Genomic DNA, 22960 nt, shown 5'->3' with positions numbered 1-22960 from the left:
GAATCTATGAGAATTTTACTTTGTATATCAGGTGCAAGCCTTATAAATTTAGGTTTAAAACTCATACCACATATAAAAAAAGAAAATGAACTTTTTGTAGTTTTAAGTAAAAATGCAAAAATAGTTTTAGAAAAAGAAAATAATCAAATTTTTAATGAAAGTAACTATAAAGATGTTAAATTTTTTGATGATGACAATATATTTGAGGGTCCAGCATCTGGCTCATTTAAAATAGATAAAACCATAATTGCACCCTGCTCTATAAATACTTTGGCAAAAATTCACTCAGGAATTTGTGATACTTTAATAACAAGAGCCGCAGCAGTTGCGCTAAAAGAGAGAAAAAAATTAATTTTATGTGTCAGAGAAATGCCGTTTTCTACAATATCTCTAAAACAGATGTATGAGCTCTCTAGTCAAGGAGTCAGTATATCTCCACCAGTTTTAGGAAGTTATGCTGGATTTAAAAATATTTTAGAAATAGAAAATTTTATACTTGGGAAGTGGCTTGATTTATTAGATATAAAAAACGAAATTTATAAAAGGTGGGAAATTTGAGAAGAGCTTGCATATATCCTGGAACCTTTGATCCCATTACAAACGGACATATTGATGTTATAAAAAGGGCTTTAAGATTTTTTGATAAAGTTGTTGTTGCAGTTGCTTTAAATGATGCAAAAAAGCCTAGTTTTAATATAGAAAAAAGACTTAAAATGGTAAAAGCTGCAACTATAAATTTAGGAAATGTTGAAGTAGTAAGTTTTGAAAATTTATTAGTAGATTTTGCAAAAGAACAAAAAATTTCTACAGTTATAAGGGGCTTAAGAGCTGTTAGTGACTTTGAATATGAACTTCAAATGGGATATGCAAACTCATCTTTATGGAATGAATTTGAAACTGTGTATCTTATGCCAACACTACAAAACGCTTTTATAAGCAGTTCTGTTGTAAGATCTATTTTTCATCATAAAGGTGATATTTCACATTTAGTTCCAAAAGAAATTTTAGATATTTTAAAGGATGAAAATGCTAGTGATATTTGAAGGAATTGATTGCGTCGGCAAAACGACACAAATTAATCTTTTAAAAGAAATTTATAAAGATGCTATTATAACAAAAGAGCCTGGTGGAACCGAATTTGGAAAAAAGATAAGAAATTTATTATTAAACGGTGATGAAATTTCAAAAAAAGCTGAGTTATTTTTGTTTTTAGCCGATAGAAATGAACATTATGAAAAAGTTATAAAACCAAATTTAAATAATTTAATATTAAGCGATAGAAGTTTTATATCTGGTATTAGCTATGCTTTGACAAATGATAAAAATTTAAATATAGATGAACTAATAAGTATTAATAAATTTGCATTAAATGGTCATTTTGGCGATAAATTTATCTTTTTAAAAGCTGATGAAAATACACTTAAAAACAGACTTTTCAATAAAAAATTAGACAATATAGAAAAAAGAGGTATAAAATATCTTTTAACAGTTCAAGAAAATATGGAGATGATTTTAAATTATCTCAAATTTGAAGTTTTAAAAATAAATGCAAGTGATGAAATTTTAAATATTCACGCAAAAATCAAGGAGTTTATAAAATGATAAAAGCACTTAGAGGGATGAAAGATATCATAGATAATGGTAATTTATATAGACATATTATTAAAATTTGTGAAGAAACAGCAGAAAATTTTGGGTATAACTTTGTAGAAATTCCAAAACTTGAAGAAACTTCACTTTTTATAAGAAGCGTTGGTGAAAGCAGTGATATAGTAAATAAAGAGATGTATGAGTTTAAAGACAAAAGCGATAATAGTATTTGTCTTAGACCAGAAGGAACTGCAGGCGTTGTAAGAGCCTTTATAGAACATAAATACGATAAAGCTGGTGGAGTTAGAAAATACTTTTATCATGGCTCTATGTTTAGGTACGAAAGACCACAAAAAGGTCGTTTTAGAGAATTTCATCAATTTGGAATAGAGTGTTTTGGGGAGAATTCAGTTTATGAAGATGCAAGTGTTATAATAATTGGTTCTTTAATTTTAAAAAATCTTGGCATAAAAACAACTTTAAAAATAAACTCCTTAGGTGATAAAAACTGTATGCCTATTTATAAAGAAAAACTAGTTAAGTTTTTAAACTCACAAACTCTTTGTGATGATTGCCAAAGAAGAATTAAAACAAACCCAATAAGAGTTTTAGACTGCAAAAATGAGGCTTGCCAAAAAGCTCTTCAAAACGCACCTTTAATAACAGAAAATTTAAACGACGAGTGTAAAAGTGATTTTGACAAACTTAAAGAAATACTAACTAAAAACAACATTGAATTTGAAGTTGATCCAAAGCTAGTTCGAGGGCTTGATTATTACACTAAAACAGCTTTTGAATTTGTAAGCGATGAACTTGGCTCACAAAGTGCAGTTTTAGGTGGTGGAAGATATGATAATTTAGTTGAGTATTTAGGTGGAAAACCTACTTTTGGTGTTGGATTTGCTCTTGGAATTGAAAGGGTAATGGAAATTTTATCTATAAGAAATAAAGAAGAAAAAAGAGATGGAATTTATCTTTGTGCACTAAATGATAAATTTATAAATGAAATTTACTCTTTGGGACTAAATTTAAGAAAAAAATATAAAGTCGAAGTAAGTTATGAAGCTAAAAATCCTGCAAAACATCTAAAATCAGCTGATAACTTAAATAAATTAATATTTCTTTGCATTGGCGACAATGAATTTAAAGATAACGAAATTTGGTATAAAAACCTAGAAAATGGTGATGATCAAAAAATAAAACTTTCAAATTTAGAAGGAAAATTAAATGAACAGTAATCTTTATGGATTAAATATTTGGGGAAATTCAAATTTTATTGTTGAAGATGGAGAGGTTTGTTTAAATACTGATTTTAAGCCATCACTAATAGATATTGTAAAAGAAATTAGAAATGATGGTATAAAAGGCCCTATTTTACTTCGTTTTCCACACCTTATCAAAAAGCAAATTGTTGATATTTATTCAAACTTTGAAAGAGCTAGAAAAGATAATGATTACAATGGAACTTTTAATGCTGTTTTTCCACTTAAAGTAAATCAATATCCTGGCTTTGTAAAGCACTTAGTTGAGATTGGAAAGCCTTTTAATTATGGGCTTGAAGCAGGAAGTAAGGCTGAGCTTTTACTAGCTATGGCTTATAATAATTTTAAAGCTCCAATTACAGTAAATGGTTTTAAAGATAAAGAACTTATAAATATTGGCTTTATCGCAGCTGAAATGGGTCATGATATAACCTTAACAATTGAGGGGTTAAGTGAGCTTGAGGCTATTATAGAAACAGCAAAAGAGCGTTTTACACCAAAGCCAAATATTGGTCTTAGGATAAGACTTCATAGTTCAGGTAGCGGAATATGGGAAAAAAGTGGTGGCATAAACTCAAAATTTGGTCTAACTGCAACAGAGCTTATTGAGGCTATAAATTTATTAAAAAATGCCGGACTTATAGAAAAATTTACAATGATTCATTTTCATATAGGATCGCAAATAAATGAGATTAACCCACTTAAAAAAGCCCTAACAGAAGCTGGAAACATCTATGCAGAACTTAGAAAAATGGGAGCCAAAAATCTAAGAGCTATAAATATAGGTGGCGGTTTATCAGTTGAATATTCACAAACCAAAGAAACAGCAGAAAAAAACTACACTTTAAGAGAGTATGCAAATGATGTCGTGTTCTTGTTTAAAACAATTGCTGAATCTAAAAATGTTGCTCAACCTGATATTTTTATAGAATCTGGTCGTTATGTAGCTGCTTCTCATGCTGTTTTAGTAGCATCTGTATTGGAACTTTTTTCACAAGAATATACAGAAGAAAAATTATCTTTAAAGGGTGAAAATCCGCCTCTAATAACAGAACTTGCCTACTTGTATGAAAACATAAAAAGCTCAAACGCACTTGAATATTTAAACGATGCAATTGCCCACATGGAAAGCATTTTAACACTATTTGATCTAGGATATGTTGATTTAATAGATAGATCAAATGGAGAAATTTTAGTTCATTTAATTATAAAAAAATCAGTGGAAATTTTAGGAAATAAATTAAATTATTCAAATTTATTAAAAATTCAAGACGAAGTTCAAGAAAGATATTTAGTAAATTTCTCACTATTTCAGTCTTTGCCTGATTTTTGGGGCTTGAAACAGCATTTTCCTATTATGCCACTTACTAAACTTGATGAGCGTGCAACAAGATCGGCTTCAATTTGGGATATAACTTGTGATAGCGATGGAGAAATAAGCTTTAATTCAGTTAATAATCCTTTATTTTTACACGATGTAGATGTTGAAAAAGAGGATTATTTTTTAGGATTTTTTATGGTTGGGGCATATCAAGAAGTTCTTGGTATGGATCATAATCTTTTTGTCCATCCAACAGAAGCTACTGTTTTATTAAAAGAAGATGGCAGTTTTAAAGTAAAAGATATTTTAGAATCCCAATCAGTTCTTGATATATTAGAAGATATGGATTATGATGTAAGTGAAATTCAAGAAATTTTAAATCAAAGAATAGAAAGTTCAAATTTAGTAGATGAAAAACAAAAAAAGCATATCTTAGGAGAGCTTTATCTATTTTTAAACGATAACGGATATTTAAAATCTTTTGAATAAGAGGTTGGTAATGGAATTTTTTAAGATTATTAAAGAAGATTTTAATGAGCCTAAAAGGCAAGATCCAGCTTATAATAGCTTTGTGGATCTTTTTTTTAACTACCCTGGAGTTTGGGCTATTGTAAATCACCGCTTTGCTCATTTTTTATATAAAAAAAATTTTAAAAGGATAGCTAGAGCAATATCTGGAATTTCAAAATTTTTAACCGGAGTTGATATCCACCCTGGTGCAACGATAGGAAGAAGAGTTTTTATAGATCATGCAACAGGAACTGTTATAGGAGAAACTGCAATAATTGGAAATGAAATTTTACTGTATCAAGGAGTTACTTTAGGTGGAGTTAGTTTAGAAAAAGAAAAACGCCACCCAACACTTGAAAATGGAGTAGTTGTAGGAGCTGGAGCAAAGATACTTGGAAACATTACAATTGGCGAAAACTCAAAAATCGGTGCAAACTCAGTTGTGGTAAAAGATGTTCCTGCTAACTCAACAGCAGTAGGAATTCCTGCTAAAATAATAGGCTCAAAAAAAGAAAAACCACTTTCTCACAACCAAATTCCTGATATAAATAAAGAGTTATTTTTATATTTAATAGAAAGAATTTGCATTTTAGAAGATGCATTGTGTAAAGATGACATAAATGAGCTTAAAAAAGATAAAAAACTTGAAGAGTTTTATAAGGCGTATTTGAATTCTTTAAAATAAAAGATATAATTAACCAAATTTCATAAAAAGGAACGAAAATGAAACTTTCCAAAAGAGTAAGCGTTTTAGAAGAGTCCATAACAATTGCAATCAGCTCATTAGCCAAAGAGATGAAAGCAAATGGGGAAGATGTCATAAGTCTAAGTGCAGGGGAGCCAGACTTTGACACACCAAAAGTTATAAAAGATGCAGTTATAAAAGCTATGGAAAAAGGCTGTTCCAAATACACAGCAATCCCAGGAACTCCAGAAGTCTTAAAAGCAATTCAAACAAAATTAAAAAAAGATAACAACCTAGACTATAAAACTTCTGAAATTCTTACAAATGTTGGAGCAAAACATTCGCTTTTTAATATTATTCAATGCCTAATCGATGATGGTGATGAAGTTATAATCCCATCTCCGTATTGGGTAAGCTATCCACAAATGGTAAAATATGCTGGTGGGACTCCAGTATTTTTAAAAACTTGTGAAAAAACAAATTTTAAAATTTCGGCTAAGCAACTAAAAGATGCCATAACACCAAAAACAAAACTTTTAATCTTAAACTCTCCAAGCAATCCAACTGGAACAATTTATTCAAAAGATGAGCTAAACTCATTAGCCGATGTGCTTAAAGACACAGATATAATGGTAGCTAGTGATGAAATTTATGAAAAAGTAAATTACAAACATGAATTTCATGCAGTAGCAAGCATTAATGATGATATGTTTCAAAGAACAATTACAGTAAATGGACTTAGCAAATGTGGAGCAATGCCAGGCTGGAGATTTGGATATATGGCAACACCAAATACACAACTAATAAAAGCTTGTAAAGCACTTCAAAGTCAAAGTGTTTCAAACATAAGCTCAATAGTTCAAGCAGGAGCTATTCCATCACTTTTGGGACAAAGTGATAAAGATATTGAGTTTATGAGAAAAGAGTATCAAAAAAGAAGAGATTATGCAGTTAAGTTTATAAATGAAAATATAAAAGGTTTAAAAACATTAAACCCAGATGGAGCTTTTTATCTTTTTGTAAATTGTAAAGAAGTTGAGCAAGATTCAATGAAACTTTGCAAAGATATCCTTGAAAAAGCAAAAGTTGCAGTTGTTCCAGGTGTTGGTTTTGGAATGGATGGATATTTTAGACTCTCTTTTGCAACTAGTTTGGATGAGATAAAAACAGCACTTGATAGAATAAAAAAATTAGTTGAAAACTACTGATATAAGCCCATTTTGGGCTTATAAAACATTATAAATTTTTATAACTTTATGAAAAAATTTATCGTTGCCCTACTTCTCATCGTATTTTTTTTATCTTTTTTATTTTTTATCTTAAATTTGGCATTTCCACTTGATAAAACAGAGCTCTTTTTAAAAGAGTCTTACATTTTATATGATAAAAATGGCAAAATAGTCTCACAAAGGGTAAATGATGATGGTCTTTGGTTTTATAAAACAGATGAAATTCCACCTATTTTAAAAAAAAGTATCATAAGCTTTGAAGATAGATACTTCTACTATCATTTTGGTGTAAATCCATTTTCTATCATAAGAGCATTTTCTCACAACCTAACAAGCCCAAACAAAATCGGCGCTTCAACCATAACAATGCAAATTGCAAGGATGATAGAGCCAAAAAAAAGAAGTTATAAAAATAAATTTATAGAAATTTTTAGAGCCATGCAGATTGAGCTAAACTACACAAAAGATGAAATTCTAACACTTTATTTTAATCTAGCTCCATACGGTGGAAACATCACAGGCATAAAAGCAGCAAGTTATTTTTATTTTAATAAAAACTTAGATGAGCTAAGTCTATCTCAAATGGCACTTTTAACAACAGTTCCTAAAAATCCAAACCAAAATCGCCTAGATAAAAATAAAAACTTAACAACCCTTAAAAATAGAGTTTTAAAAAATCTTTTAAAAGATAAAATTATAGATGAAAACACTTATGAAAGAGCTTTAAAAGAGAGTTTTTCGCCCAAAAGATTTAACGCAAAAAATAGCGCCTTTCACTACTGCAATTTAGCTTTTAAAAACAACTTAAAAAATTCAAATTTAGATCTTAGTTTGCAAAATTATATAGAACAAAGTGCTAAAAATCTAATTTTAAATTTACAAAATCACAATATAAACAACGCTTCTGTTGTTGTTATTGACAACACTTTGATGGAAGTAGTTGCCTATGTAGGTAGTCATGATCTAAAAGCTCAAAACGGCTTTAATGACGGCGTTTTAGCCAAAAGAAATGTCGGCTCAACACTTAAACCATTTATCTATGCTCTCTCTTTTGATAGCGGATTAATCACCCCAAAACAGCGTTTAATTGATAGTGAAATTTATATAAATGAGTACAGGCCTACAAATTTCTATGAAGATTACTTAGGCGTTGTTTCTGCTGATTTGGCACTTAATTTTTCTATCAACACAATATCTGTCTATCTAAATGACAAATTAGAAAGCAACTCGCTTTATGAACTACTTTTAAAGGCAAATTTAGTTAAAAATAACAAAAACTTTTATGGCTCATCAATCGCACTTGGAGGGCTATCTTTAAGTCTTTTAGATCTTACTCATCTCTATACCTCTTTTGCAAATGGCGGTGAGCTAAAACCACTTAAATTTGCTGGTTTTGTCATAGATAAAAATGAAAAGCTTTTTTCAAAACAAAGCGCTTATTTAGTAAGTGAGATTTTAAGCAACTCGCCAAGGAGCTATTTAAACTCAGTTTGGCAAAATACCTTGGATATGCCAAAAATAGCCTTTAAAACTGGCACTAGCGCAAACGGCGTTGATCTTTTAGTAGTTGGCTATGATAAAAACTATACCATTGGAATTTGGCTTGGAAACTTTAGTGGCTTGCCAACCAAAAATATAAGTGCCGCACAAAGTTCGGCTAAACTTTTATTTGAAATTTACAGCTTTCTAAACAAAAGAGAAAAACTGGAGTTTTTAAAAGAGCCAAGCGGGATAATAAAAGAAAAAAGATGTGTTGATGAGTTTAAATTTCAAGAGTGCAAAAACTATAAAGATGACTTTTTGGTAGAAAATGTTGCTCTTAAAGATATCTGCCAACTCCTTACAAATGAGCAGTTAAATCACCTCTTAATTAACAAAATAATAGATGAAAAAGAGATCTTAAATAGTCCTTGCAAAGAGCTTTTTACAAACAAACCTCCACTCATCGCCACTCCTTATAACAATGCCGTGATTATGGGAGATATAAGCAAAATTAGTGTAAAATGTATGAGCTTTTTAGGTAAAAGTGTTTTTATAAAAGTTGATGATGAAGATTATAAAAAAGTTGATAGTGCAAGTGATAATTTTATTGAGCTTAAAAGTGGCAAACATACCATTTATTGCCTAGATGAAAACTCAAATTTATCCACTTCAAATATAGAGATAAAAGGATTTTAGATGAGATTTGTAACTGTTTTTTTACTGGTTTTAAATGTCGTTTTTGCTAATGCCATAGATGAGATAAAAGTTTATAAAGATAGAGTTGAGTTTTATAGTAAAACGTTTGATAACTCCAAAATTGGTAAAGTTTTTAGGGATGATTTTATAACTTGTGAGCCTAAAATTGATGGTATTTTTCATCAAGAAAGTAATGAGCTTATAACCTTTTACTCAAAAACAACACTACCTACATCAACTACTTTTAACTGTTCATACAATGACGAAAAAATTAGTTTTAAAAGCGATAAATTTCAAATAGAAAAGTTTCAAAAAATGGATAAAAATAGATATTTTATCTCTTTTAATGATGAAGTTATAAATTTAAAAGAAAATATAAAAGTTATAACTCTAGATGAAAAAATAGTTCCTTTTAAACTGCATATTTTAAGCTCATCTGAGGCAATAATCGAAGTTTTAAGTAGCGATTCTTATACCTTAAAAATCTCTAAAAATGTAAAAAATCCAAAAAATAGCTCCTTAGAAAATGACGCTATTTTAAATAGTTTTGGCCAAAGTGATGATGAACTTAAAAGCTCTAAAACTTTAGAACTTGATACTACTCTTATCAAGCCGCTCTCATATCCAGATAAAATGCTTGGTTTTAGGCTCTATATGGATGATTATTTATGGCTAAACAATGTTTTAGTAAGTTGTGATGATACGCAAAATTTCAAAGTTATAGATAGTGGATATGAAAACTCCAAAAGTTATTTTGATATCGTAAGTAGCGATTTAAAGGACAATAGCGAGTATGAGATAACTCTTAAAAAAGGTTTTGGTGAGAAAAATTATAAAGTTTTAAAAAAAGATCTGAAATTTAGACTAAAAACAGCTGATTTTGCCCCTGAAATTTGGTTTTTAGATGATAAACCCTATATCTCAAGCAAGGAAAAAATCGCCCTAAAAAGTATAAATTTAAAAGAGATAAAGACTGTTTTATCAAAAGTTGAAGATGAAAATCTAAGATATTTTTTAAATTTCGATGATGACACAAATACCTTTAGCGATGAAAAAAGTCAAAATTTCCATCTTGATTTTGAACCAAACAAAGAGATAAAAACTCTTTTAGAGTTTGATTTTGATAAAGATGGGATTTATAATCTTGAGATTTTTTACAAAGACAAAGATGAGAGATTAAAAAGTATAAATAAATTTATCTACTATAGCGATTTAGCACTTCACACAAAGGTTTTTAAAGATGAAATTTTTGTTTTTGTAAATAGACTTTCAAACAATGAAGTGGTAAAAAACGCCCAAATCACCGTTTTTTCAAATAAAAATAAGATTATTGCCAAAGGAATAACCGATGAAAAAGGTGTCTTTAAGTTTAGCCAAAAAAATATAATCGATAAAAAGCCAAAGTCTATTTTGGTAAATTTAAACAGTGAGAGAAATTTTCTTATATTAGATGAGTTTCAAAATCCAAAGTCTACTCAAAAACCAGTAGAAAGCACTTCAAAGGGCGCAGATGTTTTGTTTCAAAATCCAAAGTCTACTCAAAAACCAAAAGCTTATGTTTATCTGACAAGTGATATTGTAAGACCAAATAGCGAAATTTCAGGCATCATCATCCTAAAAGAAAACTTTAAATCTCTTAAAAATTTGCCGATAAAAGTTAGAGTTTATGACGCACAAAATTCTAAAATCTATGAAAAATCTTTTATGTTAGATGAGTTTGGAAGCTTAGATTTTAAAATAGAAAATGGCTTTAAAACAAGTGGAAAACAAAGGCTTGAAGTTATCTTTGAAAACAAAATCTTAGCAAGAAAAGATTTTTTTATCGAGTCTTTTATACCGCAAAATTTAAAAGCAAATGTGAAATTTAGCAAAGAATTTTATACAAAAGATGAAAAACCACTTTTAAATTTGAGTGCAAATTATCTCTTTGGACAAAATGCCTCAAATTTAAGCGGTGATTTAAGCGTTTCTTTTATGAATAGCACCTTTAAAAATGATAAATTTAAAGATTATACTTTTGATGATAGCTCTTTAAATGAAAAAGATTTATATTTTGATGAAAAAACTATACTCTTAGATGAAAATGCAAGCTCTAAAATTCTCATCTTACCAACATTTAACGCCCCACTAAACTCAGTTATAAACATCAAAGCAAGTTTTTTACTAAATGATAGTGGCAAAAATGTAGCTGGATACTCACAAAGTAAGTTTTATCCATTTAAAAGCATTGTTGGCATAAATTTAGAGAAAAATATTTTAGATCAAAACCAAGATCTAAAAGCTAGTTTTATAACTATCGACCCTGCGACTTTAAATGAGACAAAAAGCTCTTTAAAAGCCAGCCTATACAAAGAAGAGTGGATTTACACACTCGATGAAAAGGGCTTTTTATCATGGTTTAAAAAAGACAATAAACTTAAAGATTTCGATATAAAAAATAACTTTTTAACTGTTAAAAATCCTGGTTTTGGAAACTATAAACTTGAAGTTTTGGATCTAAACAGCTCTCATAAAAGCGTGGTAAGTTTTGAAGTAAGTGGCTTTGGAAGTGACGAGCTAGTACCTACAAAAAGACTTAGCAAAGCCTCAATAAAAACCGATAAACTCATCTATAATGATGATGAAAATATATCCCTAACTATTAGCTCAGCCCTAAAAGATCCTTTAATGTTAGTAAGCTTTGAAAGCGATAAATTAATCGATTATAAGATATTAAAATTATCTGGAAAAGCGACAAATTTAAGCTTTAAAGTGCCGCTAAATTTCAAAGGTGGATATATAAAGGCCAAACTTTTAAGACTTAGTGATACTCCTTCAACTTTCTTGCCATTTAAAGCATGGGATCAAATTTACATAGAAAACAACAGCTCCAAATTTAACCTAAAGCCAGAAATTTTGGCTCCAAATTTAGTAAAATCCAATCAAAACTTAGAAGTTACTATCCACGCCAAGCCAAATACCAAAATCGCCCTATTTGGAGTTGAGGAGGGAATTTTAAATCTACTTGGTCAAAAAAGTCCAAAAAGCTATGAGTTTTTTAAGACAAAATTAGCAGTTTTAGGAAGTGATTTTGACATTTATGACAAGCTTACAAACTTTAAAAACGATGGAAAAGTGCTTAAATTTGGAAGTGGCGAGATGCTAAAAAGTGCTGCTATGAAAAAATATCTAGATCCATTGGAAAATAAAAAAATCGATACTTTTATCTTTATGCAAACAGCAGTTACTGATGAAAATGGCACAGCTAAATTTAGCAAATTTATCCCAGCAAATCTAAACACAAAGATCCGCCTTGATGCCATTGCTATAGGCCAAAATCAAATTGGTGAAGAAAGCACTTTTGTAGTGATAAAAGATGATATTTTAGTCAAAGTCCCGCTCATTGTCTATCTTTTAAATGGCGATGAAGTAAATTTAATTTTTAAAATTTTTAACAACACAAATAAAGAGTTAAAGCCAAAAATTACTCTATCACAAAGCCCCAATTTAGAGCTTTCTTATGATAAAAATTTAAGTATTTCGCAAAATAGCTTTAAAGATCTTATTGTAAAAACAAAGGCTTTAAGCCTAGGAAAAGGAGATATAAATATCACAATAGATGATAAAACAACCAATCTAAATTTTGAAATTTTAGAGCCAAATTCGCTAAATACTGATGTAAAAAGCGGCATAGTTGAAGGCAAAAAAGAGTTTATGTTTGATAAATTAGATAAAGTAAAAGTTCAAATTTCATCAAATTTGCAAACACTTTTTATAGATGAGATGGACAAACTCATAAACTATCCGTATGGTTGCAGCGAGCAAAAAAGCTCACAACTTCTAGCACTTATGTTTTTAAACCCAGCAAACAAAGCAGGCAAAACAGATAGAGAAAATTTTATAAATTTGGGCATAAGAGATCTTTTAAGTTTACAAAATGAAAATGGCGACTTTGGATATTGGAGGGCTAACTCAAATGTAGATGAGTTTTCTAGTATCTATGCAACTCACGCGCTTTTACTTCTAAAAGAAAATGGCTTTGAAGTGCCACAAATCTCACTTAATAAAGCCCTAAAATCCTTAAAACAAAAAGGCATAAACTCAAATTTAAGTAGCATTTACGCCTTGTATATTTTAAGCCAAGATTCAAAAAACAATTTAGATGAAAAGATAAATCTACTTTTAGACAATAAATTTTACAAAGATGACTTGCTTAAACTTTTCTTAACAGCTGCCATTTTGCAAAACCAAGGACTAAATAAAGAGCAAGGAATAAATAAAGAATTAGAGAGCATAAAGGAGCAGATAAAGGCTTTTAAGATAGATAAAATGCAAAATAAAGAGCTAAATTTCGCCTCAAAAATTAGAGATTTAAGCTTTTCACTATATCTAAATTTAAAATATTTTAAAGATGATGAGCTAAGCCAAAAACTTTTAAATGAGATAGTTTTATTGAAAAACAACATTAAATCAACACAAGATAGGGCTTTTGTTCTTTTAGCAATAAATGAGTTTGAAAAAAAACAAGATAAAGATAAGAGCTTAAAAATAATAGTAAAAAATAGTGATGATCTCTATATGTTTAGCCAAAATGCAAATTTAAACATAGACCTAAAAGATAAAAATTTAACTATTGAGTCAAGCAATAAAGCTTATTATTCGCTAATTAGTTATGACTACAGAAAAAAACCTATTAAAAACAGCTTAGAGATGAAGAGTTTAAACATAAAGAGGGAATTTGTAGATAGTAATGGAAACTTAGTTGATTTAGCAAATTTAAAAATAAATGATTTGATATTTGCCAAAATTACACTTAAGTTCAATCAAAACTTTAATGACATCTTAGTCTATCAAAAAGTCCCATCTTGCCTTGAGATAGTAAATGAGAGAATCATTCAAAACATAAGAGATAAAAAACTTAAAGATGATATCTCAATGGTTCACAAAGAGATAAAAGATGGCTCTATAACAGACTTTTTGCCACCTGTTTATAGCGGTGAAAACATAACATTTTATACTCCTTTTAAAGTAGTTTTAAGTGGAACTTGCAAGTTGCCACAAGTAAATGTTGAGTCAATGTATGATGAAAAGATAAATGATTATAGCCTTGAAGCTTATGAAATCAAGGTTAAATAAATGAATTTTAAGCCAAATTTAGCTAATATTAAGCTATTTTTATAAGAAAAGGAAGTTTGAAGTGGATTTTTACAACCCAAAAGATATCGAAGAAAAATATTATCAAATTTGTGAAAACAGAGGCTATTTTGAAGTTGATGGTAATAAAAATATCCAAAATGGAAAAAAATTCTGTATTATGATGCCACCACCAAATGTTACTGGAGTGCTTCACATAGGGCATTCTTTAACTTTTACCTTGCAAGATATAATGTCGCGTTACAAAAGAATGGACGGCTTTAAAACACTCTATCAACCAGGTATGGATCACGCAGGAATAGCAACTCAAAATGTTGTTGAAAAAAAGCTTTTAGCAAAAAGTATCACAAAAGAGAGTCTTGGGCGTGAAAAATTCGTTGATGAAATTTGGAAATGGAAAGAAGAAAGTGGCGGCACCATCCTAAAACAGATGAGAAAACTAGGCATTACCCCTGCTTGGTCAAGACTTCGTTTTACAATGGACGATGGGCTTAAAAGTGCCGTTAGAAAGGCATTTGTAAGTCTTTATAACTCAGGTCTTATAATTCGTGGAAATTATATGGTAAATTGGTGCACACACGATGGAGCACTAAGTGATGTGGAAGTTGAACACAAAGAGCATGTTGGAAAGCTCTATTATTTAAGATATTTTTTAAAAGATAGTGATGAGTTTGTTGTAGTTGCCACAACTCGTCCTGAAACTTACTTTGGTGATAGCGCTGTTATGGTAAATCCAAACGATGAAAGATATACTAGCCTAATTGGCAAAAAAGTAGTTTTACCACTAATTGGTCGCGAAATTCCAATAATTGCCGATGAGCATGTTGATATGAGCTTTGGAACTGGCGTGGTAAAGGTAACTCCAGCTCATGATCAAAACGACTATGAAGTTGGCAACCGCCACGGCTTAGAGTTTATTACAATTTTTGATGAAAAAGGTATATTAAACGATGAGTGCGGCGAGTTTAAAGGACTTGAAAGACTAGACGCAAGACAAAAAGTTGTAGCAAAACTTCAAGAAATCGGCAATGTTGAAAAAACAGAAGACTATACCAATCAAGTTGGATACTGTTATCGCTGCAAAAATATCGTTGAACCATATATCTCAAAGCAGTGGTTTGTAAAAAAAGAGATTGCAACTGATGCCATAAAAGCTGTAAATAATGGCGAAGCTCAGTTTTTCCCAGCTCATTGGATAAATAGTTTTAACGCATGGATGAGAGAGTTAAAGGATTGGTGTATCTCAAGACAGCTTTGGTGGGGACATCAAATTCCTGTATTTTACTGCAATGAATGCGGTCATGAGTGGGCAGATGAAGATGAAAATCCAGCGTGTTGTCCAAAATGTAAAAGTAAAAATTTCTATCAAGATCCAGATGTCCTTGATACTTGGTTTAGTAGCGGACTTTGGCCATTTTCAACACTTGGTTGGGGCAATGATGAAAACTATAAAAATGAAAAATGGTTTGAAAATGACTTAAAAGAGTTTTACCCAAATACTATGCTAATAACTGGCTTTGATATTTTGTTTTTTTGGGTTGCAAGGATGATGTTTCAAAGTGAAAATGCACTAAAAAAACTGCCATTTAAGGATATCTATCTCCACGCTCTTGTTAAAACTGCAACAGGCGAAAAAATGAGCAAAAGTAGTGGCAATGTCATTGATCCACTCGTTAAAATTGATGAGTATAGTGCCGATATTTTGCGCTTTACTTTGGCACTTTTATGCATTCAAGGGCGCGATATTAGGCTAAGTGAAGAAAAGCTAGTTCAAGTTAGAAATTTCACAAACAAACTCTACAACGCTCATAAATTCCTACTTTTAAATGAGAGCAAATTTCCAAATTTAAGTGAGTTAGAGCTTAAAACAGAGCTTGGAATTTATATGTTTTCACGTTTTCAAAACTGCGTGAGTGAAACTAGAAAAAACCTTGATGAATACCGATTTAACGATGCTGCAAATGAAATTTATAAATTCCTATGGGATGAATTTTGCGATTGGGGAATTGAGTTAAGCAAGGCCCAAAAAAGTGCAGTTAAAGAACTTGGTGCGATTTTTAAAGAGGCTATGAAACTTTTAAATCCTTTTATGCCTTTTTTGAGTGAGTATTTGTGGCATGAGTTAAGTGGGACAAGTTTGCAAAACTCAGACTCAATTATGATAATGCCATATCCAAAATCTACTAAGCAAAATGATGACATCGAAGCAAAATTTAGCCTTATTATAGAAAGTATTATAGCAATCCGTCGTGCAAAAGCTACGATTGATTTAGGAAATTCAAAAATTCCACTTGCTTATATCAAACTAAATGAAAGTATAAATTTAGAAAATGAACTCAAATTTATAAAACTTCTTGCAAAATGCGAAGATGTTAAATTTGTAAATGAAAAAGTAACTGACGCAGTAGCTGATGTAAGTCAAAATTTAAGCGTTTTTGTACCTTTAAGTGGAGTTGATTTAAGTGAGATTTTAAAACGCCTTAACGCACAAAAAACAAAGCTTGAAAAAGAGATTTTAAAGCTTGAGGGAATGCTTAAAAATGAAAAATTTATCGCTAATGCCCCAGCTGAAGTTGTGCAAACTAACCGCGAAGGACTAGAAAACGCTCAAAATCAACTCAGCAAAGTTGAAAATGAGATAAGAAGCCTAAAATCATAAAATATGAAAAATATATGTTTAAAACTTTTGGAGATTATATATGTTTCTATGGCTATTTCGCCTATTCTAATTATATTTTTATTCAAAAGCGGTTACTATATTCTTCCATTTTTTATTTTTATTGTGGCTTATATTTGTTCAAATTTGTATATTTATTTAAAAATAAAAACAGAAAAAAATTTTGAAGAGAGTGGTAACTGTAATTTAATTGAAATAGCCGAACCACAATTTGTACCTGTTTATATAGCATACTTTGTGGTTTCTTTAAGCATAGAGGCAAACAACTGGATAATTTTTTGGTCAATATATTGTATAATTTTTTTACTTATTTTTAGATGCAAATTTACATATTTTAATCTTTTTATATCGCAAAAATGGTCTTTTTATGAAGTTGAAGTAAAAAATGTAAATAAAGCAAATTATAAAATTTTTATAATTTCTAAAAATGATATAAAAAATATAGATAAAATATCAAATTTGATTAGATTAAACAACTTTACATTTTTACAAAAGGATATAAATGAATAAAATTACGCTCTTTGGACAAGCAAATAAAAATTTATATAAAATATTAGAAGATGATTTACAAGAATCTTGGAATTTTCAAAATTTTGAAAATATCAAAAAAACTAAAATGATTAATTTTTTAAAGAGTGGTGGAAGTTATCAATTAGAAAATGACGAAATATTTTTTATTGAACTTACATCTAAAGAAATAGATGAGATAAGCAATTTTAAAAATACAACTATTGCAAACAATATAGATAAAAAATCTATACTAAAAATAAAATTTATTTACTTAATTTACGAAGACAAAATATATTTCCAACGCATTTTGCCATCGAACTATATTGATAAACCTTTCTTTTCTTTATTTACAGAAAAAGATTTGGCCAAACTTGAAAAAAATAAAAAAATTATAATTTTAAATGACAAAACCGATGTTATGTTTGATGGAGAAAAAGTATATTTTAAAGATTTTAATAATTTAGAAAAAATTTTTAAAACTTTTAGCAAATACTATAGAGAAGCCGGAGAGAAAGATTTTAAAAATTTGCAAAATAATATAAATATCAATCTTGCAAAAGAATTTGATTTAAAAAAAATAAATAAAACAAGTTTGCGAAAAATTGCACAAATTTGTGATAATTTAAATATGTTTCAAAGTTACTTTATTGAATATGAAATATATGCTAGAAGATATGAACCTGAAAATAAAAATTTTAAAGATGGTAAATTTAATATCGCAAATAATGAAGATATTAAATTTTTACATGATATTATTTTTGAAAAATTTTATACAGCACAAGTCGCCCAAAATCAAAAAAGGCTTGTTAATTCATATAAATTAATATAGAAAATGAAACCATACTATACGATAATTTTGCTAATTTTATCAAATATATTTATGACAATTGCGTGGTATGGGCATTTAAAACTTAGCAAATTACCAACTTTTAGCTCACTTAGTCTTATTTGGATAATTTTGCTTAGTTGGGGAGTTGCATTTTTTGAATACTGCTTTCAAATTCCTGCAAACAGATATGGCTTTGTGGAAAATGGCGGTGCGTTTAATATATGGCAGTTAAAAGTATTGCAAGAAGTTATCACGCTAGTTGTATTTACGACATTTACACTGCTAGTTTTCAAAAATGAAACTTTAAGGTTAAATCACATAATAGGTTTTATTTTTCTTATATTAGCGGTCTATTTTATATTTAAAAAATAAAATGCTAAAATAACCAAATTTAAGAAAAGGTATAAGATGAAAAAAGTTATAGTTTTACTATCTTTTGTTTGTGCTGTTTTACTTGGTAATGAACTTGAAACTGCATTTAAAGCCCATAAAGCTGGAGATTATCAAAAAGCTTTTAAACACTTTAAAATTGCTTGTGATAATGGGGTGTATTTAGGTTGTGGCGGTCTTGGATTTTTATATCAGAGTGGTCAAGGTGTAGAGCAAAACTACAAAGAAGCTTTTAAATATAATAAATTAGCTTGTGATAATGGAGAGTATATGAGTTGTTACAATCTTGGAGTTTTATATAAAAATGGTCAAGGAGTGGAGCAAAACCACAAAGAAGCTTTTAAACACTTTAAGTTAGCTTGTGATAATGGAGAGTATATTGGTTGTTACAATCTTGGAGTTTTATATAAAAATGGTCAAGGAGTGGAGCAAAACCACAAAGAAGCTTTTAAACACTTTAAGTTAGCTTGTGATAATGGAGTGAATTTAGGTTGCGGCAATCTTGGATTTTTATACGAAAATGGTAAAGGTGTAAGACAGAGCTATAGCATGGCAAAAGAGTATTATGGCAAGGCTTGTGACTTAGGTGCTCAAGAAGGTTGTGATGTATTTGCAGATCTAAATCAAAAAGGCTACTAGCTATCTTTTATATAGATAGTTTTATAGGTTTTAATTTTTTAATTTTGGCAGTATATTTTATATTTAAAAAATAAAAATGCTAAAATAACCAAATTTAAGAAAAGGTATAAGATGAAAAAAGTTATAGTTTTGCTATCTTTTGTCTGCGCCGTATTGCTTGGCTATGAACTTGAAATTGCTGATACAGCTTATGAAGCAGGAGACTATCAAAAAGCTTTTAAATACTCTAAAACTGCTTGTGATAATGGAGAGTATAGAAGTTGTTTTAATCTTGGACTTTTATATAATAACGGTCAAGGTGTGGAGCAAAATTACAATGAAGCTTTTAAATATTATAAGTTAGCTTGTAACAATGGAAAGTATAGAGGTTGTTTCAATCTTGGAGGTTTGTATGTCAATGGTCAAGGCACAAAACAGAGTTATAGCACAGCAAAGGAGTATTATGGCAAGGCTTGCGACTTGGGAGATAAACTTGGCTGCGATGCATTTGCAAAGCTCGACAAAAATGGCTACTAACTATATTTTATAGGTTATTTTAATAGGCTTTGTTTTTCTTGTATTGGCGGTCTATTTTATATTTAAAAAAAATAAAGGAGAAATTATGCAAGGTATTATTGGTGGTTTTAGCCTTGGAACAGTTATAGCAGTGGCACTTTCATGGAGTGCAAATAAAAGCATTTTATGGGCGATAGTACATGGCTTTTTAAGTTGGATTTATGTAATTTACTATTTTATAACAAAATAAAAACATGATAGAAGTTAAAAATTTAAGCAAAAGTTATGGCAGCACACTTGTGCTAAAAGATATAAATTTTAACATTAAAAAAGGTGAAATTTTTGGTCTTGTTGGACATAGTGGTGCTGGCAAAAGCACCCTACTTCGCTGCATAAATGGACTTGAAGACTACCAAAGTGGAAGCTTAAAAGTTGATGGCGTAGAGATAAAAGATGTAAAAGGCAAAAAATTAAGAGAACTTAGAAAAGAAATTGGTATGATTTTTCAAAATTTTGCCTTAATGAGTAGAAAAACTGTTTTTGAAAATGTTGCAACACCTCTAAATTTTTGGGGTTATGATAGAAACTATACTAAAAAAAGAGTTGATGAACTTTTAGAAATCGTGGGGCTTAACGATAAAAAAGATTTTTATCCAGCAGCACTTTCTGGCGGACAAAAACAACGAGTTGCTATTGCAAGAGCTTTAGCGCTAAATCCAAAAATTTTACTCTCAGATGAGGCTACTTCGGCACTTGATCCAAGTATAACAAAACAAATTTTAGCCCTTTTAAAGCGTATTAATAAAGAATTTGGCATTACTATAGTTTTAGTTACTCACGAAATGGAAGTTGTAAAAAGTATCGCTAACAAAGCTGTTCTTTTAAGCAATGGTATAATTACAAATCAAGGCGAAATTCACGAACTGTTTTTAAAGCCTGATAAAAATATGCGTGAATTTTTGGGCGAGGAAATGGTCCTTCCACAAGATGGTATAAACATAGCACTTTACTTTCCAAAAGAAGTTGCTTTTGAGTGTGTTATCACACAAATGGCACGTGAGCTTGACTTAAATTTTAATATCGTTTGGGGAAAAATTGAGCAATTAAGCGAACTCGTGCTTGGACACTTGGTTATAAATATAGAGCCAAAAGATAAAGAAAAAGTTATAAACTTTATTAAAAAAACTGGTGTTTTATGGGAGATAATAGAATGAAAAAATTAATTTTATTTTTACTATTTTTAGGATTATTTTTTATCTATCCATTTTTTGTAGGTGATACCATTTTTGTAACTATTGATAATATGTTTTTTAAAGAAAATCCATTTTTTGAAGGAATTTTTACAAATTTAAGCCAAAATTTAAAAGAACTTTTAGGAAATAAAAACTATCAAATTTGGATAAGCATTTTGCTAAATGCTTCGTGGCAGACCATTTATATGAGTATAACAGCTACAGTTTTTGCTTCTATTTTTGGATTAATTCTAGCAATAATTTTAGTAATTACTAGAAAAAATGGACTTATTGAAAATAGATACGTTTATGCTGTGCTTGATTTTATAGTAAATGTTGTTAGAAGTTTTCCATTTATTATATTAATTATCGTGTTGTTTCCTTTTGTAAAACTCATAATAGGCACAAGTATTGGCACAAACGCTGCTATCGTTCCACTTACTATAGGAACTGCACCATTTATCGCAAGGCTTATAGAAAATGCTCTAATAGAAGTTGATAATGGCGTAATAGAAGCTGCAAAAAGCTATGGTGCAAGTAAAATGCAAATTGTTTTTAAAGTTATGCTAGTTGAGGCAATTCCATCTTTAATTAATGTACTTACACTAACAATAATTGTTGTTATTGGTTTTTCTGCGATGGCTGGAACGCTTGGTGGTGGTGGTCTTGGAGATGTGGCTTTAAGATATGGATTTCAAAGATTTAATGATGATATTATGCTTTATACAGTATTAATTTTGATTGTTATGGTTCAGATTTTTCAAATGATTGGAAACTATATTTATAAAAAAGTTAAGAAATAACAAATTTTTTAATATGCGAAATTATTTAAATAATACACTATTTAAATAATTTCTTGTCTAAAATATTATTACAAAAAATTATAAAAAAGGTGTAAAAAAGTTATAAATTTACTAAAAATTTAAAAATAATATAATATTTTTCTATTCAAATGAAAATTTAACTCTTATTTTATCAAAATTTAGATATATTTTCATAGTTATAATTTTAAATTTTAAGGAATAATTATGTCTTCATTTCAAAAGCTTGTAAAAAGCTATAAAGATAAAAATTTAATTATAAAAATTTTAGCCGGTGTTTTTATCGGTGCGGTAATTGGCTTTTTAGCTCAAAATAGCGATACTGGTTTTATAAACAACTTAGCTGCTGCTGTTGGAACCTTAGGAAGCTTATTTGTAAGAGCTTTAAAAGCAGTTGCTCCAATTTTAGTTTTTATCCTAATATCTGCTTCTTTTATCACTAGAAATTTTAGCAACACAAAAGGACTTAAATTTGTTTTAATCCTCTATCTAATAAGCACTGTTTTAGCCTCAGCCATTGGAGTAATAGCAAGCTTTATGTTTCCAACAACTCTGGTTTTAGATGTCACAGCTGTGGATGCAAGCTCAGCCCCAACTAGCATGGTAGAAGTTTTATCAGGACTTTTATTTAAAATGGTTGATAATCCTGTAAATGCTCTTGCAACAGGAAATTATGTTGGAATTTTAACTTGGGCCATTGGCTTTGGTTTAGCACTTAAATTTGCAAGTCCTGCTACAAAAAGCTTATTTGAAGACCTATCAATCGCGATCACAAAAATAGTTCAATTTATTATCCAACTCGCTCCTTTTGGTATTATGGGTCTTGTTGCAAATAGCGTTGCAACTGCTGGTGGGGAAGCTTTAATGGGATATTTAAAACTTGTTATAGTTTTAGTTGCTGCTATGGCTTTTGTTGCTTTTGTAACAAATCCACTTTTAGCAGGAATTGTTTTAAAGAAAAACCCTTATCCACTTTTATTTACTTGCCTTAAAGAAAGTGGTTTATATGCATTTTTTACAAGAAGCTCAGCTGCAAACATACCTGTAAATTTAAACCTTTGTAGAAAGCTTGATCTTGATGAAGAGCTTTACTCTATAACAATTCCTCTTGGAGCAAATGTTAACATGGCTGGAGCTGCGGTGGTAATTGCTATTTTAACACTTTCAGCGGTGTTTACTTTAGGAATTGAAGTAAGTTTTGGAACTGCACTTTTACTTTGTTTTGTTTCAGCTCTTGGAGCTTGCGGATGTGGTGGAGTAGCTGGTGGCTCACTTATGCTTATTCCTCTTGCAACATCTTTGTTTAATATACCAAATGATATTGCTATGCAAGTAATAGCTGTTGGATTTATAATAGGCGTTATCCAAGACTCAGTTGAAACAGCAATCAACAGCTCAACTGATGTTTTATTTACAGCTGTTGCCTCAGAAGCTACAAATAATACCAAAAATTAACTAA

Annotated in this window: 19 protein-coding genes; all 19 read left to right on the top strand. The window is 29.7% G+C overall.

Translation table 11 applies throughout. The annotated features are described in order from the left end of the window. Positions 1-6 precede the first annotated feature (6 nt). The 19 genes from CURT_RS03290 to sstT all read left to right on the top strand — a co-directional run bounded on the left by CURT_RS03290 (position 7) and on the right by sstT (position 22956). On the top strand, positions 7-558 hold the full coding sequence (locus tag CURT_RS03290; RefSeq protein ID WP_018713359.1) for a UbiX family flavin prenyltransferase: 552 nt from the start codon (positions 7-9) through the stop codon (positions 556-558). After that, complete coding sequence (coaD, locus tag CURT_RS03285; protein ID WP_018713358.1) at positions 555-1043, top strand: pantetheine-phosphate adenylyltransferase; 489 nt, start codon at positions 555-557, stop codon at positions 1041-1043. The genes CURT_RS03290 and coaD overlap by 4 nt, the downstream gene beginning before the upstream one ends. Beyond that, the gene (gene tmk, locus CURT_RS03280) at positions 1027-1602 is read left to right on the top strand and encodes a dTMP kinase (protein WP_018713357.1); all 576 of its coding nucleotides are present in this window, start codon (positions 1027-1029) and stop codon (positions 1600-1602) included. The genes coaD and tmk overlap by 17 nt, the downstream gene beginning before the upstream one ends. Next, positions 1599-2828 (top strand): histidine--tRNA ligase, encoded by a 1230-nt coding sequence (hisS, locus tag CURT_RS03275; protein WP_018713356.1) that lies wholly within the window; start codon positions 1599-1601, stop codon positions 2826-2828. The genes tmk and hisS overlap by 4 nt, the downstream gene beginning before the upstream one ends. Continuing rightward, a complete protein-coding gene (gene speA / locus CURT_RS03270) occupies positions 2818-4662 on the top strand; it encodes a biosynthetic arginine decarboxylase (RefSeq protein ID WP_018713355.1) in 1845 nt (614 codons plus the stop codon). Before hisS ends, speA begins: the two co-directional genes overlap by 11 nt. Before the next feature lie 10 nt (positions 4663-4672). Continuing rightward, positions 4673-5368: a serine O-acetyltransferase gene (gene cysE, locus CURT_RS03265; protein ID WP_018713354.1), complete on the top strand. Its 696-nt coding sequence runs from the start codon at positions 4673-4675 to the stop codon at positions 5366-5368. A 38-nt stretch (positions 5369-5406) separates the two neighbouring features. Beyond that, the gene (locus CURT_RS03260; protein ID WP_018713353.1) at positions 5407-6576 is read left to right on the top strand and encodes a pyridoxal phosphate-dependent aminotransferase; all 1170 of its coding nucleotides are present in this window, start codon (positions 5407-5409) and stop codon (positions 6574-6576) included. A gap of 48 nt (positions 6577-6624) precedes the next feature. Continuing rightward, the gene (gene pbpC / locus CURT_RS03255) at positions 6625-8775 is read left to right on the top strand and encodes a penicillin-binding protein 1C (RefSeq protein WP_018713352.1); all 2151 of its coding nucleotides are present in this window, start codon (positions 6625-6627) and stop codon (positions 8773-8775) included. Further along, positions 8776-13890 carry an alpha-2-macroglobulin family protein gene (locus tag CURT_RS03250; protein ID WP_018713351.1) on the top strand — a complete coding sequence of 1705 codons (5115 nt, stop codon included), beginning with the start codon at positions 8776-8778 and terminating at the stop codon, positions 13888-13890. A 61-nt stretch (positions 13891-13951) separates the two neighbouring features. Further along, positions 13952-16567 carry a valine--tRNA ligase gene (locus CURT_RS03245; RefSeq protein ID WP_018713350.1) on the top strand — a complete coding sequence of 872 codons (2616 nt, stop codon included), beginning with the start codon at positions 13952-13954 and terminating at the stop codon, positions 16565-16567. A gap of 144 nt (positions 16568-16711) precedes the next feature. Then, positions 16712-17095, top strand: coding sequence for a hypothetical protein (locus tag CURT_RS03240; protein ID WP_217907058.1), 384 nt, complete (start codon positions 16712-16714; stop codon positions 17093-17095). Continuing rightward, positions 17088-17924 carry a hypothetical protein gene (locus CURT_RS03235; protein WP_018713348.1) on the top strand — a complete coding sequence of 279 codons (837 nt, stop codon included), beginning with the start codon at positions 17088-17090 and terminating at the stop codon, positions 17922-17924. Before CURT_RS03240 ends, CURT_RS03235 begins: the two co-directional genes overlap by 8 nt. Positions 17925-17927: 3 nt before the next feature. Next, a complete protein-coding gene (locus tag CURT_RS03230; protein WP_018713347.1) occupies positions 17928-18296 on the top strand; it encodes a DMT family protein in 369 nt (122 codons plus the stop codon). Between the two features lie 36 nt (positions 18297-18332). Then, a complete protein-coding gene (locus tag CURT_RS03225; RefSeq protein ID WP_115651862.1) occupies positions 18333-18953 on the top strand; it encodes a tetratricopeptide repeat protein in 621 nt (206 codons plus the stop codon). Positions 18954-19064: 111 nt separating this feature from the next. Continuing rightward, positions 19065-19469: a tetratricopeptide repeat protein gene (locus CURT_RS03220; RefSeq protein ID WP_018713345.1), complete on the top strand. Its 405-nt coding sequence runs from the start codon at positions 19065-19067 to the stop codon at positions 19467-19469. Between the two features lie 85 nt (positions 19470-19554). Beyond that, on the top strand, positions 19555-19698 hold the full coding sequence (locus CURT_RS03215; protein WP_018713344.1) for a hypothetical protein: 144 nt from the start codon (positions 19555-19557) through the stop codon (positions 19696-19698). Positions 19699-19702: 4 nt separating this feature from the next. Then, positions 19703-20662, top strand: a complete 960-nt coding sequence (locus CURT_RS03210; RefSeq protein WP_018713343.1) for a methionine ABC transporter ATP-binding protein — start codon at positions 19703-19705, stop codon at positions 20660-20662. Further along, a complete protein-coding gene (locus CURT_RS03205) occupies positions 20659-21483 on the top strand; it encodes a methionine ABC transporter permease (RefSeq protein WP_255199041.1) in 825 nt (274 codons plus the stop codon). The genes CURT_RS03210 and CURT_RS03205 overlap by 4 nt, the downstream gene beginning before the upstream one ends. A gap of 225 nt (positions 21484-21708) precedes the next feature. Then, positions 21709-22956 carry a serine/threonine transporter SstT gene (gene sstT, locus CURT_RS03200; RefSeq protein WP_018713341.1) on the top strand — a complete coding sequence of 416 codons (1248 nt, stop codon included), beginning with the start codon at positions 21709-21711 and terminating at the stop codon, positions 22954-22956. Positions 22957-22960 lie beyond the last annotated feature (4 nt).

This window comes from Campylobacter ureolyticus (assembly GCF_013372225.1).
GTDB lineage: Bacteria > Campylobacterota > Campylobacteria > Campylobacterales > Campylobacteraceae > Campylobacter_B > Campylobacter_B ureolyticus.
Note: the sequence above shows the minus strand (reverse complement) of the source record. Positions and strands in the feature narration are given on the sequence as shown.